Origin of the sequence: Micromonospora sp. WMMA2032 (assembly GCF_002688545.1) — a bacterium.
Lineage (GTDB): Bacteria > Actinomycetota > Actinomycetes > Mycobacteriales > Micromonosporaceae > Micromonospora > Micromonospora sediminicola.
On the sequence record NZ_CP024052.1, the window covers coordinates 3,726,119 to 3,742,889 of the forward strand.

Below are 16,771 nucleotides of genomic sequence, written 5' to 3' on the forward strand. Positions count from 1 at the left end.
AGGGCGCGGCGCGCACCCCTTTCTACCGTGGAATCAGCGCGGCGGATCGCCGCAGAAGTGGGAGACGACGATGAGTCGCAAACTGGTCCGGCCCCGCCAGGGGCGCATGATCGCCGGTGTCTGCGCCGGCCTGGGGCAGCGGTTCGGCATGTCGGCCGGCATGGTCCGGCTGCTGTTTCTGCTGTCGTTGCTGCTGCCCGGCACCCAGGTGATCGTCTACCTGGTCCTGTGGATCCTGATGCCGAACGAGGACCGCTACCTCGCCACCCGCTGACCCGACGCCGCCCGGCCCGAGCTGCGCGGCCTACGGAGCACGGGTGGCGGGAAGCTGGGTCACTGTCCGTAGTGAGTCACTGGTCGATTCCCCCGAAGACCGATATACCGCTGGGTCATATTTATGACTCAGCGGTATATCGCTCTGAACTCATGTGCCCCCCGTCGACGCCAGGGCCGAGTCGCCGGGATGCCGAGCGGCCAGGGCCCGGGATGCCAGGACCGCGCCGTCGGGGCCCAGGGCCCTGGGGTGGGGGCGCTGGGGCGGGGCTGCGGGCTCGGTGCGGCGCGGCCGACACGCTGAGCCCGGGGCGGCGCGGCTGAGCCGGGGGTGGCGGGGCCGACACGCTGAGCCTGGGGTGGCGGGGACGGGGCAGCGGGGACGGGACAGGCCGCCGCGCGGCGACCGGAGCGGGTGGCGGACACGACGGCGCCCCGCTCCGGAACGACCGGGGCGGGGCGCGTCGTGACAGGTCAGGGTGCCGTGTAGGTGACTGTCACCTTCTCGTAGCCGAGGGAGCGGAGCAGCCCCTCCAGCATCTTGCGGGTGTTCGCCTCGGCCCGCGCGCCGAGCCCGCTGTCCCGGGCGGCGGCGGTGATCCGGTCCTCGGCCAGCTTGTAGACCTGCTGCTGCCGGTTGGGGTCGCCGGACACCAGGTCGTTGAGCCGGTTGATCAGGCCCCGCTCCTCGGCGAAGACGTAGCTCTTGTCCATGTCCAGATCGGTCTCGCCGAGCTGCGGCGCGGGCAGCTTGATCTCGACGGACTTGCCGTCGTCGGAGACCACCACGGCGCCGTCGGCGATCTTCGTGAAGTCGACGTACGCCTCGACCCGGCCGGCCCCGACGAAGAGCGTGCGCTCGTTGAGCAGGAAGTCGGGCACGTTGCGCCGGTCGTTCTGCACGTCGACCACCACCTGGAAGTTGCCCTCCGCGGCGACGTAGCGGCTCAGGTCACGGATCGACTTGAGCAACGGCGGCTGGCTGCGGTCGGTCTGCTCCTTGGCGAACGGGTTGCGGAAGTCGGGCAGCAGGCCGGTCGCCTGCACGCCGAGCAGCACCACCACCGCCAGCGCGGCCGCGCCGAGCACCCAGAGCAGACCGCGTGCCGGGCCGCCGCCCGGTGCCCGACCACCCGGCTCGGGGTCGAGCGGGGAATCCGCCCGGTCGCGCAGGGACTCGCTGGTCGGGTATTCCGGGAACTCCCTGGTGGGCTGGTTGATGTCACCGTCGCGGGCCATCGCCCCTCACCGTCCTCGTCCGACACATCGACTGACTATGACGGTACGGGCACCGTGCGACAGTCGCTCGTCGAGCGACCCGATCGGGTGAACCCGCTCGTCAGGCGAAGGCGGAGAGTCCGGTCAGCCGCTGCCCGATGACCAGCTGGTGGATTTCCGAGGTGCCCTCGTAGGTGAGCACGCTCTCCAGGTTGTTGGCGTGCCGCATCACCGGATATTCCCCCGATACGCCGTTCGCGCCGAGGATCGTGCGGCACTGCCGGGCGATGGCCAGCGCCTCCCGCACGTTGTTCAGCTTGCCCACGCTGACCTGCTCGGGGCGCAGCTTCCCGGCCTCGGCCAGCCGGCCCAGGTGCAGCGCGAGCAGCATGCCCTTGTTCCACTCCACGGCCATGTCGGCGAGCTTGGCCTGGGTGAGCTGGAAGCCGGCCAGCGGCCGGCCGAACTGGGTGCGCGTGGTCGCGTACCCCAGGGCGGTCTCCAGGCAGTCGCGGGCCGCGCCGAGCACGCCCCAGACGATGCCGTGGCGGGCCTCGGTCAGGCAGCTCAGCGGCGCCTTCAGGCCGGTCGCGCCGGGCAGCTGGGCGTCCGCCGGCAGCCGCACGTCGTCGAGGGTGATCTCGCCGGTCAGCGACGCGCGCAGCGACATCTTGTGCCGGATCTCGCGCGCCGTCACCCCCGGCGTGTCCATCGGTACGGCGAAGCCGCGCACACCGTCGTCCGTGCGCGCCCAGATCACGGCGACGTGGGCAATCGGCGCGTTGGTGATCCACATCTTGCCGCCGGTGAGGATCCAGTCGTCGCCGTCACGGCGGGCGCGGGTGGCCATCGACGCCGGGTCGGAGCCGTGGTCCGGCTCGGTCAGCCCGAAGCAGCCGATCGCCTCGCCGGTCGCCATGGCCGGCAGCCACCGCTGCTTCTGCTCCTCGCTGCCGAAACGCCAGATCGCGTACATGGCCAGCGAACCCTGCACCGACACCAGCGAGCGGACGCCGGAGTCGCCGGCCTCCAGCTCCAGGCAGGCCAGCCCGTACGCGACGGCGGACGCGCCGGCGCAGCCGTACCCGGTCAGGTGCATGCCGAGCAGGCCCAGCTTGCCGAACTCGCGGGCCAGCTCGCGGGCCGGCACCTCGCCGTCCTCGTACCACCCGGCGACGTGCGGGCGTACCCGGTCGGTCACGAGCTGGCGCACGACGGCGCGGATCTGCCGCTCCTCCTCGCTCAGCGACGCGTCGATGTCGAGCAGGTCGAGAGGAGTCATGGCGTCACCTTAACCAAGCCTCAGGCGGGCGTCACTCGCCCTGGTCGCCGAGGACCAGCACCCGCGCGTGGATCTGGTTGCGTTGCTGGAGCGCGGCGCGCAGCGCCCGGTGCAGGCCGTCCTCCAGGTAGAGCCCGCCGTTCCACTGCACCACGTGCGGGAAGAGGTCGCCGTAGAAGGTGGAGTCCTCCGCGAGCAGCTTGTCCAGCGCCAGCTCCCGCTTGGTGGTGATGAGCTGGTCCAGCCGCAGCGGGCGCGGTGGGATCTCGGCCCACTGCTTCAGCGTGAAGTTGTGCTCCGGGTAGGGACGACCGTCCCGGACCGCCCTGAAGATCACGGCGCGCTCTCCTCCCCCAGGCCCGGCTGACGATGTGCCTGCCAGCCTAACCGCTCAACTCCACCGTCCCCGCCGGACCACATCCTGCACCGGACGCCGCCCCCGGCGCAGCGACGGTGACCGGTGGTCGACGGCTCGGTAACCAATGGTGATCGCGCCGATCGGGTGCAGCTCCGGCGGTACCCCGAACGCCTCCCGGTACGCCCCGGTCCGCTGCGGCGGGATGCCGAAGAAACAGGCGCCCAACCCCTCGTCCACGGCGGTGAGCAGCATCATCAGCGCGGCGAAGCCGGTGTCCACGTACCAGTAGGGCACCGGCCAGCGTTCCTCGGCGCGGTCCGCCCAACCCTTGTCCGGCTCGGCGTACCGGTCGAGGTAGGCGTCCCGGTTGGCGTGCGGCACCACGATCAGCGGGGCCCGGCGCATGCCGGTCAGCCAGCGTTCCCGGCCGCCGCCGTCCGGCGTCGCCGCCGACCAGAACCGCGCCCGGTCGGCCGGCTCCTCCAACACCAGGAAGCCCCAGCCCTGCGCGAACCCGGCCGACGGCGCCCGCAGCGCGTGTGCCAGCAGCCGGTCCACCACCTCGGGCGGCACCGGCCGGTCCGGGTCGTAGTTGCGCACCATCCGGCGTCGCCGGACGACCTCGGCGAACTCCACGGTCAGGCCGCCGGCCGGACGCCCCAGACGCCCCGCCACGTCTGGCCGGCGTCGAGCGTGATCAGGTCCCGCCCGGACCGGAACGCGTCCGGCGGGCAGGTCATCGGCTCCACCGCGACCGACCGACGGTGCCGCTCGCCGCCGAGCGTGTCGCCGGTGAAGACCTGCCACCAGCCGAACTCGCGGTCCGCCCAGATCCGCAGCGACGACGAGCCGTCCGGCGCGCCGAGCGTCACCGCCGAGCCGCCGTCGGCCTCCCGCTCCACGTCGCCGAAGGCCATGTCGAGCACCAGGTCACCGATCGGGCGGGGGGCGGTGAAGTCGAACTCGGTGCCGCTCACCGCGCTCGCCGCCACCGGCAGCAGCCGGCCGTCCACCTGCACCCGGCTCCGCCCCGGTACGCGCATCAGCAGCTCGTCCACGCCGACCTTGGGCAGCTGGAAGTAGGGGTGCACGGAGAAGCCGAACGGCGCCGGCTCGGCGGACAGGTTCGTCACCTCGTGCTCGGCGCGCAGACCCTCCGGGCCGACGCTCCACCGGCTGCGCAGCCGCAGCGCCCACGGGTAGCCGGGGGTGGGCGGCAGGTCGTAGCCGAGCGTGACGCTCTCCGCCGACCGTTCGACCAGCTCCCACCGGACCCAGTTGACCAGGCCGTGCAGGGCGTTGTGCCGCTCCGGCTCGGTCAGGTCGAGCTGGAACGAGCGGTCCCCGAACGTGTAGACGCCGTCGCGGATCCGGTTCGGCCAGGGGGCGAGCACGTGCCCGGCCGAGCCGGGGCAGAGCTCGTCCTCGGCGTACCCGTCGAGGTAGTCCCGGCCGTCGTGCCGGTAGGCCCGCAGCCCACCGCCCACCTCCACCACGACGGCCTCGTGGCCGTCGGCGGCGATGGTCCACTGTGTCCCGGACGGTGGCTGCACGTCGATCCCCATGTCCGGGACCCTACCGTCAGCGACCGTCGTCGGCGTGGGTGGTCGCGCGATAGCGCAGCAGCGCGGGGAACGCCACCACCAGCAGCGTCGCGAGCACGGCCGCCGCGAGACCGCCGCCGACCATGGCGAACCCGGTGCCGAAACCGGCGGCCATGGTGCCGGCCCGCAGGTCGCCCAGCCGTGGCCCACCGGCCACCACCACCGTGTTCACGCCCTGGAGCCGGCCGCGCATCCGGTCCGGCGCGTAGACCAGCAGCATCGACTGCCGCAGCGTCGCGCTGACCAGGTCGGCGGCGCCGGCCACACCGAGCAGCAGCACCGCCAGCCAGAGCTGGCCGGCCAGGCCGGCGCACGCGATCGCCACGCCCCAGCCGACCACGGCCACGGTGAGCGCCAGCCCCTGCCGGCGGACCCGGCCGATCCAGCCGGAGGTGAGGCCGCCCAGCATCGCGCCGATGGCGATCGCGCTGTAGAGCCAGCCGACCGCCGCGCCGCCGCCGAACCGCTCCTGCGCCAGCTCCGGGAAGAGCGCCCGCGGCATCGCCAGGATCATCGCGATCAGGTCGATGGCGAACGAGAGCAGCAGCACCGGCGTGGTGGCCAGGTAGCGGAAACCGTCGACGATGCTGGCCAGCCCGGCCTTGCGGACGCCGCCGTCCGGGTCCGGCTCCGGTGGCATCGCCGGCAGCCGCAGGGTGGCCCAGAGCGAGACGGTGAACAGCAGCGCGTCCACCCCGTACGCGATGGGCAGCGCCACGTCGACCCGCCAGGCGGCGAAGATCAGGCCGGCGGCGAGCGGGCCGAAGACGGCCGCGGCGGTGAACGTGGTGTAGTTCAGCGTGGTGGCGGCCGGGACCAGCTCGGCCGGCACCAGCCGGGGCAGGATCGCGCTGCGGGCCGGCGAGGTGATCGCGAACGCCACCGTCTGCACGGCCACCAGCAGCAGGAGCAGCATCGGACTGCCCGCCCCGGCCAGTGACTGCACCAGCAGCCCCAGCGTGGCGGCCCAGAGCAGGGCGCCGGCGGCGAGCAGCACCCGCCGCCGGTCCCGCGCGTCGGCGACCGCTCCGCCCCACAACCCGAAGACCAGCAGCGGCACGAACCCGGCGATGCCCAGCAGGCCGACCCAGAACGAGCCGCCGGTCAGGTCGAACATCTCCACCGGCACCGCGACGGCGGTGAACTGGAAGCCGAACATCGCCACCGCGTTGCCGAGCCACACCCGCCGGTACGCGGGCACGCCCAGCGGGCGCAGGTCGATCGCCCAGCGGCGCGCCCCGCGCGGCCGGGTCCTGGTGACCTCCGTCACGGTGCGAGCCGCTCGACGACCCAGACCCCGTCGCCGGTACGCCGGAAGCGCAGCCGGTCGTGCAGCCGGCCGGCCCGGCCCTGCCAGAACTCCACCGTCTCCGGGCGGACCCGGAAGCCGCCCCAGTGCGGCGGCGCGGGGATCGGCTCCACCCCGGCGAACCGCTCCGCCGCCGAACGGTACGCCGCGTCCAGCGCGGCCCGGTCCGGCACCACCTCGGACTGGGTGCTGGCCCACGCCCCGAGCTGGGAGCCGCGCGGCCGGCCGGCGAAGTACGCCTCGGTCTCGGCCCGGTCGACCCGCTCCACCCGGCCGGTGACGGTGACCTGCCGCTGCATCGGGAACCAGGGGAAGACCAGGCTGGCCCACGGGTTGGCGGTCGCCTCGACGCCCTTGCGCGAGCCGTAGTTGGTGAAGAAGACGAACCCCTCCGGGTCGTACCCCTTGAGCAGCACGGTGCGTCCGCTGGGCCGGCCCTGCGCGTCGGCGGTGCCCACCACCATCGCGTTCGGCTCGGGCAGCGGGTGGGCCACCGCGTCGGCGAACCAGCGGCCGAACTGGGTGTGCCAGTCCGGCGCCAGGTCCGGCTCGGAAAGGCCCAGGTCGGCGGCGTACTCGTTACGCATGCCGGCCGGGGCGGGTGTGTCGCCTGTCACTCTCGCCGTTCCTCTCCCGGGCGCGCCCGCGTCCCCCGACGCTGGCCAGGCCCCGCCACCCAGTCTTCTCCTCCCCGCCCGCGTGTCCACCGGCGGGGATGTCACGTGGCGCACACCGCCCGCGGGTCGCGCACCTGGTTACCCACCGGGCAAGATGTCACGAACCACTTCCCTGAGGGTCGCCTGAGCTGCGGGGCTGGATCAGCCCGCCCGGGCGCACCGAGCCCAAGCCAGGAGACGACATGTCCGATTTCAAGCCGGGCCTCGAAGGCGTCGTAGCCTTCGAGACCGAGATCGCCGAACCCGACCGCGCGGGCGGATCGCTGCGCTACCGGGGCGTGGACATCGAGGATCTGATCGGCCAGGTCTCCTTCGGCAACGTCTGGGCGCTGCTGGTGGACGGCCGGTTCGGCCCCGGCCTGCCGCCGGCCGAGCCGTTCCCGGTGCCGGTGCACTCCGGCGACATCCGCGTCGACGTGCAGTCCGCGGTCGCCATGCTGGCCCCGTACTGGGGGCTCAACCAGCTCCTCGACATCTCCGACGAGCAGGCCCGCGAGGACCTGGCCCGGGTGTCGGTCACCGCGCTCTCCTTCGTCGCCCAGTCGGCGCGCGGGCTGGGCCTGCCGGCCGTGCCGCAGAAGGAGATCGACAAGGCCGAGACGATCGTCGAGCGGTTCATGAAGCGCTGGCGGGGCGAGCCCGACCCGCGGCACGTCAAGGCCGTCGACGCCTACTTCATCTCGGCCGCCGAGCACGGCCTGAACGCCTCCACCTTCACCGCCCGGATCGTCGCCTCCACCGGCGCGGACGCCGCGGCCTGCATCTCCTCCGGCATCGGTGCGCTCTCCGGCCCGCTGCACGGCGGCGCGCCGTCGCGGGTGCTCACCATGCTGGAGGCGGTCGAGCGCAGCGGCGACGCCGAGGGCTACGTCAAGGGCGTGCTCGACCGGGGCGAGCGGCTGATGGGCTTCGGGCACCGGGTCTACCGGGCCGAGGACCCGCGCGCCCGCGTGCTCCGGCGCACCGCCAAGGAGCTGGGCGCGCCCCGCTTCGAGGTGGCCGAGGCGCTGGAGAAGGCCGCCCTGGCCGAGCTTCAGGCCCGCCGCCCGGACCGCGTCCTCGCCACCAACGTCGAGTTCTGGTCGGCCGTGGTGCTGGACTTCGCCGAGGTGCCGGCGCACATGTTCACCTCGATGTTCACCTGCGCCCGGATGGGCGGCTGGTCCGCGCACATCCTGGAGCAGAAGAAGCTCCAGCGGCTGGTCCGCCCGTCCGCCACCTACGTCGGCCCGGGCACCCGCAAGCCGCAGCAGGTCGAGGGCTGGGACGCCATCCCCCACGGCGTCTGAGGTGCAAGGAGGGGCCCCTGCTTAACGCATTCCGCATAGGCGGGGCCCCTTCTTGACGCCCGCGCTGTGGCGTACGCCTCAGGGCCGGGCGTGGGACCAGCGGCCGGTCGCGGCCGGTCGGGTGCGAGGATGAAGGCCGGCAGCGCTGCCGGCCGGGTTCGGATCCCGGCCGTCCCGTGCGCCCGACGCACGAGCCGGTCGCCGGTCCGCGCCCGCAGGAAAGGGCCCGCCCTCGCCCATGCGGAAGGATCGAGACAACCGTGGCTGACGCACCGACCATCCGGATTCCCGACGACCTCAGGCCCGCCGACGGACGCTTCGGCTGCGGGCCCTCCAAGGTCCGTCCGGCCGCGGTCTCCGCGCTCGCCGACGTCGCCACCAGCTACCTGGGCACGTCGCACCGGCAGAAGACGGTCCGGGACCAGGTCGCCCGGCTGCGCCGCGGCCTGGCCGAGTTCTTCTCCCTCCCCGAGGGGTACGAGGTGGTGATCGGCAACGGCGGCACCACCGCGTTCTGGGAGGTCGCCACGTTCGGCCTGATCCGTGACCGGGCCCAGTTCGCCAGCTTCGGCGAGTTCGGCGCCAAGTTCGCCAAGTCGGTCTCCGACGCTCCGTTCCTGGGCGAGCCGACCGTGCGCAAGTCCGCGGCGGGCAGCGCGCCGTCCCTGGTCGCCGAGGCGGGCGTGGACGTCTACGCCACCCCGCACAACGAGACCTCGACCGGCGTGGCGGTGCCGATCAGCCGGGTGCCGGGCGCCGACGAGGGCTCGCTGCTGCTGGTCGACGCCACCTCCGGCGCCGGCGGGCTGGACGTCAACGTCGGCGAGACCGACGTCTACTACTTCGCCCCGCAGAAGTGCTTCGGCTCCGACGGCGGCCTCTGGCTGGCGCTGATGTCGCCGGCCGCGCTCGCCCGGGCCACCGAGATCAAGTCCTCGGGCCGCTACATCCCGGCCTTCCTCGACCTGGTCACCGCGATCGACAACTCGCGGCTGGAGCAGACGTACAACACGCCCGCGCTGGCGACCATCTTCCTGGCCGCCGAGCAGACCGACTGGATGAACTCCCAGGGCGGGCTGGCCTGGGCGGCCAAGCGCACCGCCGAGAGCGCCGGCATCGTGTACGGCTGGGCCGAGCGCTCGTCGTTCGCCACCCCGTTCGTGTCGGACCCGGCGCTGCGCTCCAACGTGGTCGCCACCGTCGACTTCGCCGACGGGGTGGACGCCACCGCCATCGCCAAGGCGCTGCGCGCCAACGGCATCGTCGACACCGAGCCCTACCGCAAGCTCGGCCGCAACCAGCTGCGGGTGGCGCTCTTCCCGGCCGTCGAGCCGGCCGACGTCGAGGCGCTCACCGCGTCCATCGACTACGTGGTCGAGCGACTCTGATCGTTCCGTCACGGTGGGTGGTCGTCGGGGCTCCGGCGGCCACCCACCGTGATCATCGCCGCAGCTCAGTCGCGACATGCCGGGGTGTCGCAATCCCCATGTCCGGGTAGATGAGCGTACGGTGGTGCGAGACGCCCGGGTGGCCGGCTCCCGTGGCGTGACGGCCAGCGAAGCGGGACGGAGGCAAGCCCATGCGCCCAGTACGCTTCGTCGCCCTCTCCGAGGACGGCCAGGCCCTGGTGCTCGCCGACGAGGTGGGGCGCCTGCTCGCGTTGCCCATCGACGAGCGCATCGCCTCGGCGCTGCACGCCGAGCCGGGCGCGCCCCCGCTCGCCGTGGTGCCGTCCGCCACCGACCCGACGCCGTCCCTGTCCCCGCGCGACATCCAGGCCCGGATCCGCTCCGGCGAGTCCGCCGAGGACGTGGCCCGCATCGCCGGCGTGCCGGTCGACCGGGTGCTGCGCTACGCCGGCCCGGTGCTCCAGGAGCGGGCCATGCTCGCCCAGCACGCCCGCCGCACCCGGCTCAAGGGCGCGGAGAAGCCCACCCCGCTGGCCGAGGTGGTCAACGGTCGGCTGGCCCAGCACGGGATCGACACCGAGAAGATCTCCTGGGACGCCTACCGTCGCGACGACGGCACCTGGCGGATCATCGCCACCTGGCCGTCCGGCAAGGCCACCGCCCAGGCGGTCTGGGATCTCGACAAGACCCGGCAGAACGTCGCCCCGCACGACGACATGGCGCAATACCTGTGCGCCGAGCGTCCGACGCCGATCCTCGGCCAGGAGCCGGCGCCGGAGCGGGGCGGCCACGCGCTGCCCGGCCCGTCGCGGGGCGAGCCGAGCCGGGGCGGGCACGGCCTGCCGGCCGCGTCCGACCACGCCCGTCCGGGGCGGGACCCGATCCGCGCCGGCCGGGACGCGCTGCTCGCCTCGCTGGACCGGCCGCTCGGCGGCACGTCCGGCCGTGGCCTCGACACCCGGTCCCCGGCCGCGTTGGCCGGGTCGGACGCCCCCCGCCAGCGGGCGGTCGCCGGTGGTGCCGCCGCGCTGCTCGGCGGCGGGCAGGGTTCGGCGTTCGACGACGACTCGGACGCGCCGAAGGAGGTCCCGGCCGTGCCGTCGCTGGCCGTGCTGCGGCCCCGGCGCACCGGTCCGGCGGCGGCGTCCGGCGGCTCGGGCAACGAGTCCACCGACGCCGCCGGCAAGCCGCGCAAACGGCTCCCGAGCTGGGACGACGTGCTGTTCGGCAGCGGCCCGGCGGCCCGCGAGTCCTCCTGATCCTCCGGTCCACCCTGGCTCGTCGACAAGGCACTCGAAGTGCCCGCGTGCCAGGGTGGACCCATGGAGTACACGAACCTGGGACGCACCGGTCTGTCGGTGAGCCGGCTCTGCCTCGGCACGATGAACTTCGGGCCGCAGACCGACGAGCCGGACAGCTTCGCCATCATGGACCGGGCGCTCGAACACGGGATCAACTTCTTCGACACCGCGAACGTCTACGGCTGGAAGCTCGGCGAGGGCGTGACCGAGCAGATCGTCGGCCGCTGGTTCGCCCAGGGCGGCGGGCGGCGCGACAAGGTCGTCCTGGCCACGAAGGTCTACGGCAAGATGGGCGAGTGGCCCAACGACCAGGGCCTGAGCGCCCGGCACATCATCCGGGCCTGTGAGGACTCGCTGCGGCGGCTCCAGACCGACACCATCGACCTCTACCAGATGCATCACGTCTCCCGGACCACGCCGTGGGAGGAGATCTGGCAGGCGATGGAGACGCTGGTCGCCCAGGGCAAGGTGCTCTACGTCGGGTCGTCCAACTTCGCCGGCTGGCACATCGCCCAGGCTCAGGCCGCCGCCGGGAAGCGCAACTTCCTCGGCCTCGTCTCCGAGCAGTCCATCTACAACCTGCTCACCCGGCACGTCGAGCTGGAGGTGATCCCGGCCGCGCAGCACTACGGCCTGGGCATCATCCCCTGGTCGCCGCTGCACGGCGGGCTGCTCTCCGGAATCATCCGCAAGATGGCCGACGGCAGCGCGGCCCGGGGCGCCAGCGGCCGCTCGGCCGACGCGCTGGCCGAGCACCGGATGACCATCGAGGCGTACGAGAAGCTCTGCGCGGACCTGGGCCAGGACCCGGCCGACGTGGCGCTGGCGTGGCTGCTGTCCCGGCCGGGCGTGACCGCCCCGATCGTCGGCCCGCGCACCATGGACCAACTCGACCGCAATCTCGGCGCCCTCGACGTGCACCTGGACGACCCCACCCTCACCCGCCTCGACGAGCTGTTCCCGCCCGTCGGCAACGGCGGCCCCGGCCCCGAGGCCTGGGCCTGGTAGGTGCAAGGAAGGGCCCCCGCTTAACGCCTCCGGTATAGGCGGGGGCCCTTGTTAACACGGCGCCGCATGACGGGCAGCGGGCAGCGGGCAGCGGGCAGCTCAACGCTGCGGATGCCGGCGGCGAGCTGTCACAGCGGCCAGGCGGCGAGGCGGGTGTGGCGAGCGTTCCGCCCGAGGTGGCTGCCGACCAGGACCAGCTCGTCGGCCGGCCACTCCGGACCCTCGTACCTGTGCAGATCCTCGCGGTCGGCGCGGACGTCGGCGGCGGCGACCCGGTCACCGGGACGGGCGATGGTCAGGTGGGCCCGGAACGGCTTGTCGTCGTGGGGCAGCTCGGCCCGACGCAGCCCGTCGCGCACCAACCGGGCGAGCGTGTCCAGCGCGTCGGCCTCACCCCGCACGTCCACCCACAGCACCGTGGAGTGTCCCTGACCGAAGCTGCCGCCACCGCCGAGGCGCAGCCGAGGTGGGCCGGCCCGGCCGTCGCGGAACGCCTGCGCGGCCAGCCCGAGCGCGCTCTCGACGTCGACCAGCCGGTCGTCCGGCACCTCGCCGAGGAAGGCCAGCGTCAGGTGCAGGTGATCCGGGTCGGCGAGCCGCACCTTGACGCCGGCGGCTGAGGCGGCGCCGACGCGCAGCCCGGTGATCCGCCGGGCCAGGTCGGCGACCGCCGCCGGGGGCGGGTAGACCGCCGCGAAGAGGCGCACCCGGTCAGCGGTGCCGCTGGTGGTGCGCCGCACGAGCGGCGGGCAGGGTCAGCCCGGCGGCGTGCAGCAACCCCTCGACGAGTACCCGTTCGATCTCCCGGTCGACGCCGTCCAGCTCGGTTAGATGCTCGGCGATGCCCAGGGCCCGGCAGGCGGCCCGCAGCCGCTCGTCGTACGCCTCGATGACCGCGCCGTGCCACACCACCGAGCGGTCGGCGGCGGCGAGCCGGTGGCCGCCGAGCCGGCGCAGGTCGGTGGCGAGCTGCTCCAGCGGGCGGCGGCCCTCCCGGTCGAACTCGGTGAGGTCGATGTCGCGGGTCAGCGCCTCGGCCTCGATGGCCCGGTCGAGTCGGGCGATGGTGCGGCGTTCGCGGCGTCGGTCGCGCCAGTCGGCCCAGCCGCAGGCGACCCGGTCGAGGATCTCGTCGGCGCAGAAGACCAGCGCGATCAGGGCGGGCAGGCAGCAGACGGCGAGGATCGTCAGCGCGAGTAGCAGCTCCTGCCCCAATCCCACACATCGACGCTAAGCCCTGCCGCACCCGGCTGCCACCCGTTCCGGGAATCCGACTGGTACGGGTGTTAAAAGGGGGCCCCTCCTCTACCGAATGCGTTAAGAGGGGGCCCCTCCTTTCACTCGGCCCCGGGGGACACCACGTAGAAGCGGGGCATCGGCAGCACCCGCATCCGCAGCCGGGCACCGGAGCGGCGCAGCTGCCAGGTGAGCGCCAGCAGCGCGGCGGCCAGTGAGATCAGGCCACCCATCCAGATGCTCGCGCCGGCGCCGAACCGCTCGGCCACCCACCCGATGATCGGCGCGCCGACCGGGTTCGTCCCCAGGAACACCAGCACCCACAGCGCCATCACCCGTCCCCGGAAGGAGGCGTCGACGCCGAGCTGCACGCGCTGGTTGGCGGCCTGGGCGAAGAAGACCATGAAGAACCCGGTGGGCAGCAGGAGCGAGACCACCATCCAGTACGCCGGCGCGAGCCCGACCAGGGTGCCGAAGCTGGCACAGCCGATCGCCGCGCCGAGCACCAGCCAGACCGAGGGCCGGCTGCGCCGGCCGGTCCCGGCCAGCGCGCCCACCAGCGCGCCGACCGCCAGCGCGGTGCTGAACAGGCCGAACGAGGCGGCGCCGGTGTGGAACACGGTCTTGGCCAGCGCGGCGAGGGTGAGCTGGAAGTTGAACAGGCTCATCCCGATCACCGACATGACGACCATCGGCAGCAGGAGGTCGGGGCGGCGCGCCACGTAGCGCAGGCCGTCCACCACCCGCGCCTGGTCCCGCTCGCCTGCCGGCGGCAGGTCCTTGCGGTGCAGTTCCTGCGGGCGCATCCGGACCACGTTGACCAGCGGGGCGATCGAGCTGAGCGCGGTGACCAGGAAGACCGGGCCGACGTCGAACGCGGCGATGGCCAGGCCGGCGACGGCCGGGCCGACGATCCGGGCGGAGTTGAACACGGCCGCGTTGAGCGAGAGCGCGTTCGGCAGCAGCGGCATGCCGACCAGCTCGGAGACGAACGCCTGCCGGACCGGGGTCTCCACCGCGTTGGCGACGCCGAGCAGGGCGGCGAACGCGAAGACGTGCCAGAGCTGCACGACGCCGGTGACGACCAGCAGGCTCATGCCGAGCGCCAGCACGGTCCAGAACGCGTTGGCGACGAAGAGCAGCATCCGCTTGTCGTAGCGGTCGGCGAGCCGGCCGGAGAGCAGGGTGAGCAGGAGTACGGGGGTGAACTGCAACGCGGTGACCACGCCGAGCGCGGTCGCGGAGTTGTCGCTGAGCTCGAGGACGAGCCAGTCCTGGGCGATGAACATCATCCAGACGCCGATCAGTTTGATCAGCTGCCCGGTGGCGAAGAGTCGGTAGTTACGGACTCGTAGGGACTGGAACATCGTGCTCAGCTTGGCCTGCACTCTAGGTGCGCCTCCTCGCGTCGGGTACGCCTCATCCACAACGGACGAAGCGAACCGCGCGACGCGGCGTCAGGCGCGGGCGATTGCCTGAAGGATGTCCGCGGCCCGCCGTAGCGTGTCGCGTTCCTCCTCGCTGAGCGCGGCCAGCCGGCTGGCCAGCCACTCGTTGCGGGCCCGCTCGAACTGGTCGAGCACGGCCCGTCCCCCCTCGGTCGCCGCCAGGATGACCTGCCGTCCGTCGGTCGGGTGGGGGGTGCGCTGCACGAGGCCCCGCTCCTCCAACTTCGCGACGATCTTCGTCATCGTGGGCGGCTGCACCCGTTCGACGTCGGCCAGTTCCCGGGGCGTGAGGGCGCCCGCCAGCCTGAGGCTGGTGAGCGCCGACAGCTGGGTGACCGTGAGGTCGCCGACCGGCCGGGCCTGTCGGACCCGCCGGTTGAGTCGGGTGATCGCATCTCGCAGCTGGGGGGCCAGCTGCGCCGGTGGCACGCGTTTCGCCGTCACCGTCCGCTCCGTCACACTCGTTAGCTTAACTAATGAGCCTGGCTAACGACATGCGTTATGACCAGGCTCACCAGCGTCAGAGCAGCACGGACTCGATCGGCCCGCGCAGGAAATAGAGGACGAAGAGCGCGGCCACGCCGTACAGCAGGGGGTGGACCTCCCGCGCCTTGCCCTTCGCCAGCTTCACCAGCACGTAGCTGATCACGCCGGCCCCGATGCCGTTCGAGATCGAGTAGGTGAACGGCATCAGCACGATGGTGAGGAACGCCGGAATGGCGATCTCGTAGTCGGTCCAGTCGATCGTGCGGACCGCCGTCATCATCAGGAAGCCGACCACCACCAGCGCGGTCGACGCGGCCTCGAACGGCACGATCGCCGACAGCGGCGCCAGGAACATGGCCAGCAGGAACAGGGCGCCGGTGACCAGGTTGGCCACGCCGGTCCGGGCGCCCTCACCGACCCCGGCCGCGCTCTCGATGTACGAGGTGTTGCTCGACACCGAGGCCGCGCCACCCGCGGCGGCGGCGATCGAGTCGACCAGCAGGATCTCCTTGGCGCGCGGCGGGGTGCCCTGCTCGTCGAGCATGTCCCCCTCCTGGCCGATCGCGACCATCGTGCCCATGGTGTCGAAGAAGTCCGTGATCAGCAGCGTGAAGACGAACATCAGCGGGACCAGCCAGCCGACCCGGGTCCACGAGTCCAGCACGTTGAAGTTGCCCAGCAGCGACAGGTCCGGCAGGTCCACCACCTGCTTCGGCAGCTCGGGCACGTTCAGCGCCCAGCCCTTCGGGTTCGGCTTGCCGTCGACGAAGGACGGGCCGATGTTGCCGATCGCCTCGACCACGACGGCCAGCACGGTGGAGGCCAGGATGCCGATCAGGATCGCGCCGCGGACCCGGCGGACCACCAGCACCACCGTGATCAGCAGGCCCACCACGAAGACCAGCATCGGCCAGCTGACGATCTTGCCGTTGATGCCCAGCCCGACCGGCACGGTGCTGTTCGCCGCGTCCGGCACCCGCCGCACGAAGCCGGCGTCGACCAGCCCGATGATGGTCAGGAACAGGCCGATGCCGACGCCGATCGCGGTCTTGAGCTGCGTCGGCACCGAGCGGAACACGGCGGTACGCAGACCGGTGAGCACCAGGATGCCGATCAGCACACCCTCGATGACCACCAGGCCCATCGCGTCCGCCCAGGTCATCTGCGGCGCGATCTCGAAGGCGACCAGCGCGTTCACGCCCAGCCCGGCGGCCAGCGCGATCGGGAACCGGGCCACCACCCCCATCAGGATGGTCATCAGACCGGCGACCAGCGCGGTGGCCGCGGCCAGCGCCGGGATGGCCAGCGTGCGCCCGTCGGCATCCTCCGCGCCGCCGAGGATCAGCGGGTTCAACACCACGATGTACGCCATCGTGAAGAACGTCGCGAACCCGCCCCGGATCTCCCGGCCGGTGGTGGACCGGCGGGCGGAGATCTCGAAGTAGCGGTCGAACGCGTTGCGCGGATGCGCGGGGTCGGGCGGCGTGCCGTGATCCGGCGGCGGAGCAATGGACATCGGGTCCTCATCGTGTTCATCGACCGGTTTTGTCGCGCGCATCGTCCCAGATCACCCGGCGGGCAGGGAAGGACGATCACGTACGCTGGACCGGTGCCCCGAGAGCAGCAGCCGCGGCCCGAGCCGCTCGACCCGCCGATGGTGCCGTTCGCCGTCGCCGGGCTGATCGCCTGGGCGGTGGCCGGCCTGGTGCTGCTGCTCTTCTTCCGCGACTGGCTCACCGCGCACGGTCACCAGAACTGGCTCTGGACCTGCCTCGCCGGTTTCCTGTGGGGCTTTCCCGGGCTGGCCACGATGATGCGGCACGACGCCAACCGGCGTCGCCGCCGGGCGGCCGCCGAAGCTCAGCGCTGACCG

Annotated in this window: 18 protein-coding genes; 6 read left to right on the top strand and 12 right to left on the bottom strand. The window is 72.8% G+C overall.

All coding sequences use genetic code 11. The features are described from left to right. Window positions 1–70 precede the first annotated feature (70 nt). Complete coding sequence (locus tag CO540_RS17005; protein ID WP_026267959.1) at window positions 71–274, top strand: PspC domain-containing protein; 204 nt, start codon at window positions 71–73, stop codon at window positions 272–274. Between the two features lie 473 nt (window positions 275–747). Here CO540_RS17005 and CO540_RS17010 read toward each other — a convergent pair whose 3' ends face one another. The 7 genes from CO540_RS17010 to pdxH form a co-directional block, all read right to left on the bottom strand. Continuing rightward, window positions 748–1,512 (bottom strand): DUF4230 domain-containing protein, encoded by a 765-nt coding sequence (locus CO540_RS17010; RefSeq protein ID WP_099162813.1) that lies wholly within the window; start codon window positions 1,510–1,512, stop codon window positions 748–750. Between the two features lie 100 nt (window positions 1,513–1,612). Continuing rightward, window positions 1,613–2,773, bottom strand: a complete 1,161-nt coding sequence (locus CO540_RS17015) for an acyl-CoA dehydrogenase family protein (protein ID WP_099162814.1) — start codon at window positions 2,771–2,773, stop codon at window positions 1,613–1,615. A 31-nt stretch (window positions 2,774–2,804) separates the two neighbouring features. Continuing rightward, window positions 2,805–3,110 carry a type II toxin-antitoxin system VapB family antitoxin gene (locus tag CO540_RS17020; protein ID WP_089154454.1) on the bottom strand — a complete coding sequence of 102 codons (306 nt, stop codon included), beginning with the start codon at window positions 3,108–3,110 and terminating at the stop codon, window positions 2,805–2,807. A 54-nt stretch (window positions 3,111–3,164) separates the two neighbouring features. Further along, complete coding sequence (locus tag CO540_RS17025) at window positions 3,165–3,767, bottom strand: nitroreductase family protein (RefSeq protein ID WP_099164800.1); 603 nt, start codon at window positions 3,765–3,767, stop codon at window positions 3,165–3,167. Window positions 3,768–3,769: 2 nt separating this feature from the next. Beyond that, window positions 3,770–4,696, bottom strand: a complete 927-nt coding sequence (locus CO540_RS17030) for an aldose 1-epimerase family protein (RefSeq protein ID WP_099162815.1) — start codon at window positions 4,694–4,696, stop codon at window positions 3,770–3,772. Between the two features lie 16 nt (window positions 4,697–4,712). Then, window positions 4,713–6,005 carry an MFS transporter gene (locus tag CO540_RS17035; RefSeq protein WP_099162816.1) on the bottom strand — a complete coding sequence of 431 codons (1,293 nt, stop codon included), beginning with the start codon at window positions 6,003–6,005 and terminating at the stop codon, window positions 4,713–4,715. Continuing rightward, on the bottom strand, window positions 6,002–6,631 hold the full coding sequence (pdxH, locus tag CO540_RS17040) for a pyridoxamine 5'-phosphate oxidase (protein WP_099162817.1): 630 nt from the start codon (window positions 6,629–6,631) through the stop codon (window positions 6,002–6,004). The genes CO540_RS17035 and pdxH overlap by 4 nt, the downstream gene beginning before the upstream one ends. Window positions 6,632–6,903: 272 nt before the next feature. On the opposite strand from pdxH, the gene CO540_RS17045 reads away from it, so the two are divergent. The 4 genes from CO540_RS17045 (at window position 6,904) to CO540_RS17060 (ending at window position 11,728) form a co-directional block, all read left to right on the top strand. Beyond that, window positions 6,904–8,010 carry a citrate synthase 2 gene (locus CO540_RS17045; RefSeq protein ID WP_091583263.1) on the top strand — a complete coding sequence of 369 codons (1,107 nt, stop codon included), beginning with the start codon at window positions 6,904–6,906 and terminating at the stop codon, window positions 8,008–8,010. 260 nt (window positions 8,011–8,270) lie between these two features. Then, a complete protein-coding gene (serC, locus tag CO540_RS17050) occupies window positions 8,271–9,398 on the top strand; it encodes a phosphoserine transaminase (RefSeq protein WP_099162818.1) in 1,128 nt (375 codons plus the stop codon). 191 nt (window positions 9,399–9,589) lie between these two features. After that, complete coding sequence (gene sepH, locus CO540_RS17055) at window positions 9,590–10,678, top strand: septation protein SepH (RefSeq protein ID WP_091583270.1); 1,089 nt, start codon at window positions 9,590–9,592, stop codon at window positions 10,676–10,678. A gap of 63 nt (window positions 10,679–10,741) precedes the next feature. Then, window positions 10,742–11,728, top strand: coding sequence for an aldo/keto reductase (locus CO540_RS17060; RefSeq protein WP_099162819.1), 987 nt, complete (start codon window positions 10,742–10,744; stop codon window positions 11,726–11,728). Window positions 11,729–11,856: 128 nt separating this feature from the next. On the opposite strand, the gene thpR is transcribed toward CO540_RS17060, so the two are convergent. From thpR to CO540_RS17085, 5 genes are all read right to left on the bottom strand, one after another. Further along, window positions 11,857–12,435, bottom strand: a complete 579-nt coding sequence (thpR, locus tag CO540_RS17065) for an RNA 2',3'-cyclic phosphodiesterase (RefSeq protein ID WP_099164801.1) — start codon at window positions 12,433–12,435, stop codon at window positions 11,857–11,859. 4 nt (window positions 12,436–12,439) lie between these two features. Further along, window positions 12,440–12,949: a hypothetical protein gene (locus tag CO540_RS17070; RefSeq protein ID WP_099162820.1), complete on the bottom strand. Its 510-nt coding sequence runs from the start codon at window positions 12,947–12,949 to the stop codon at window positions 12,440–12,442. Window positions 12,950–13,065: 116 nt separating this feature from the next. Further along, entirely contained in the window at window positions 13,066–14,352 is a 1,287-nt protein-coding gene (locus CO540_RS17075; protein WP_091583287.1) for an MFS transporter, read from the bottom strand. Between the two features lie 69 nt (window positions 14,353–14,421). After that, window positions 14,422–14,871, bottom strand: a complete 450-nt coding sequence (locus tag CO540_RS17080; protein WP_172967863.1) for a MarR family winged helix-turn-helix transcriptional regulator — start codon at window positions 14,869–14,871, stop codon at window positions 14,422–14,424. A 61-nt stretch (window positions 14,872–14,932) separates the two neighbouring features. Further along, on the bottom strand, window positions 14,933–16,414 hold the full coding sequence (locus tag CO540_RS17085) for an NCS2 family permease (RefSeq protein ID WP_099162821.1): 1,482 nt from the start codon (window positions 16,412–16,414) through the stop codon (window positions 14,933–14,935). Between the two features lie 138 nt (window positions 16,415–16,552). Between CO540_RS17085 and CO540_RS17090 the strand changes: the two genes are divergently transcribed. Next, the gene (locus CO540_RS17090; RefSeq protein ID WP_371682304.1) at window positions 16,553–16,768 is read left to right on the top strand and encodes a DUF2530 domain-containing protein; all 216 of its coding nucleotides are present in this window, start codon (window positions 16,553–16,555) and stop codon (window positions 16,766–16,768) included. The last annotated feature ends 3 nt before the right edge of the window (window positions 16,769–16,771 follow it).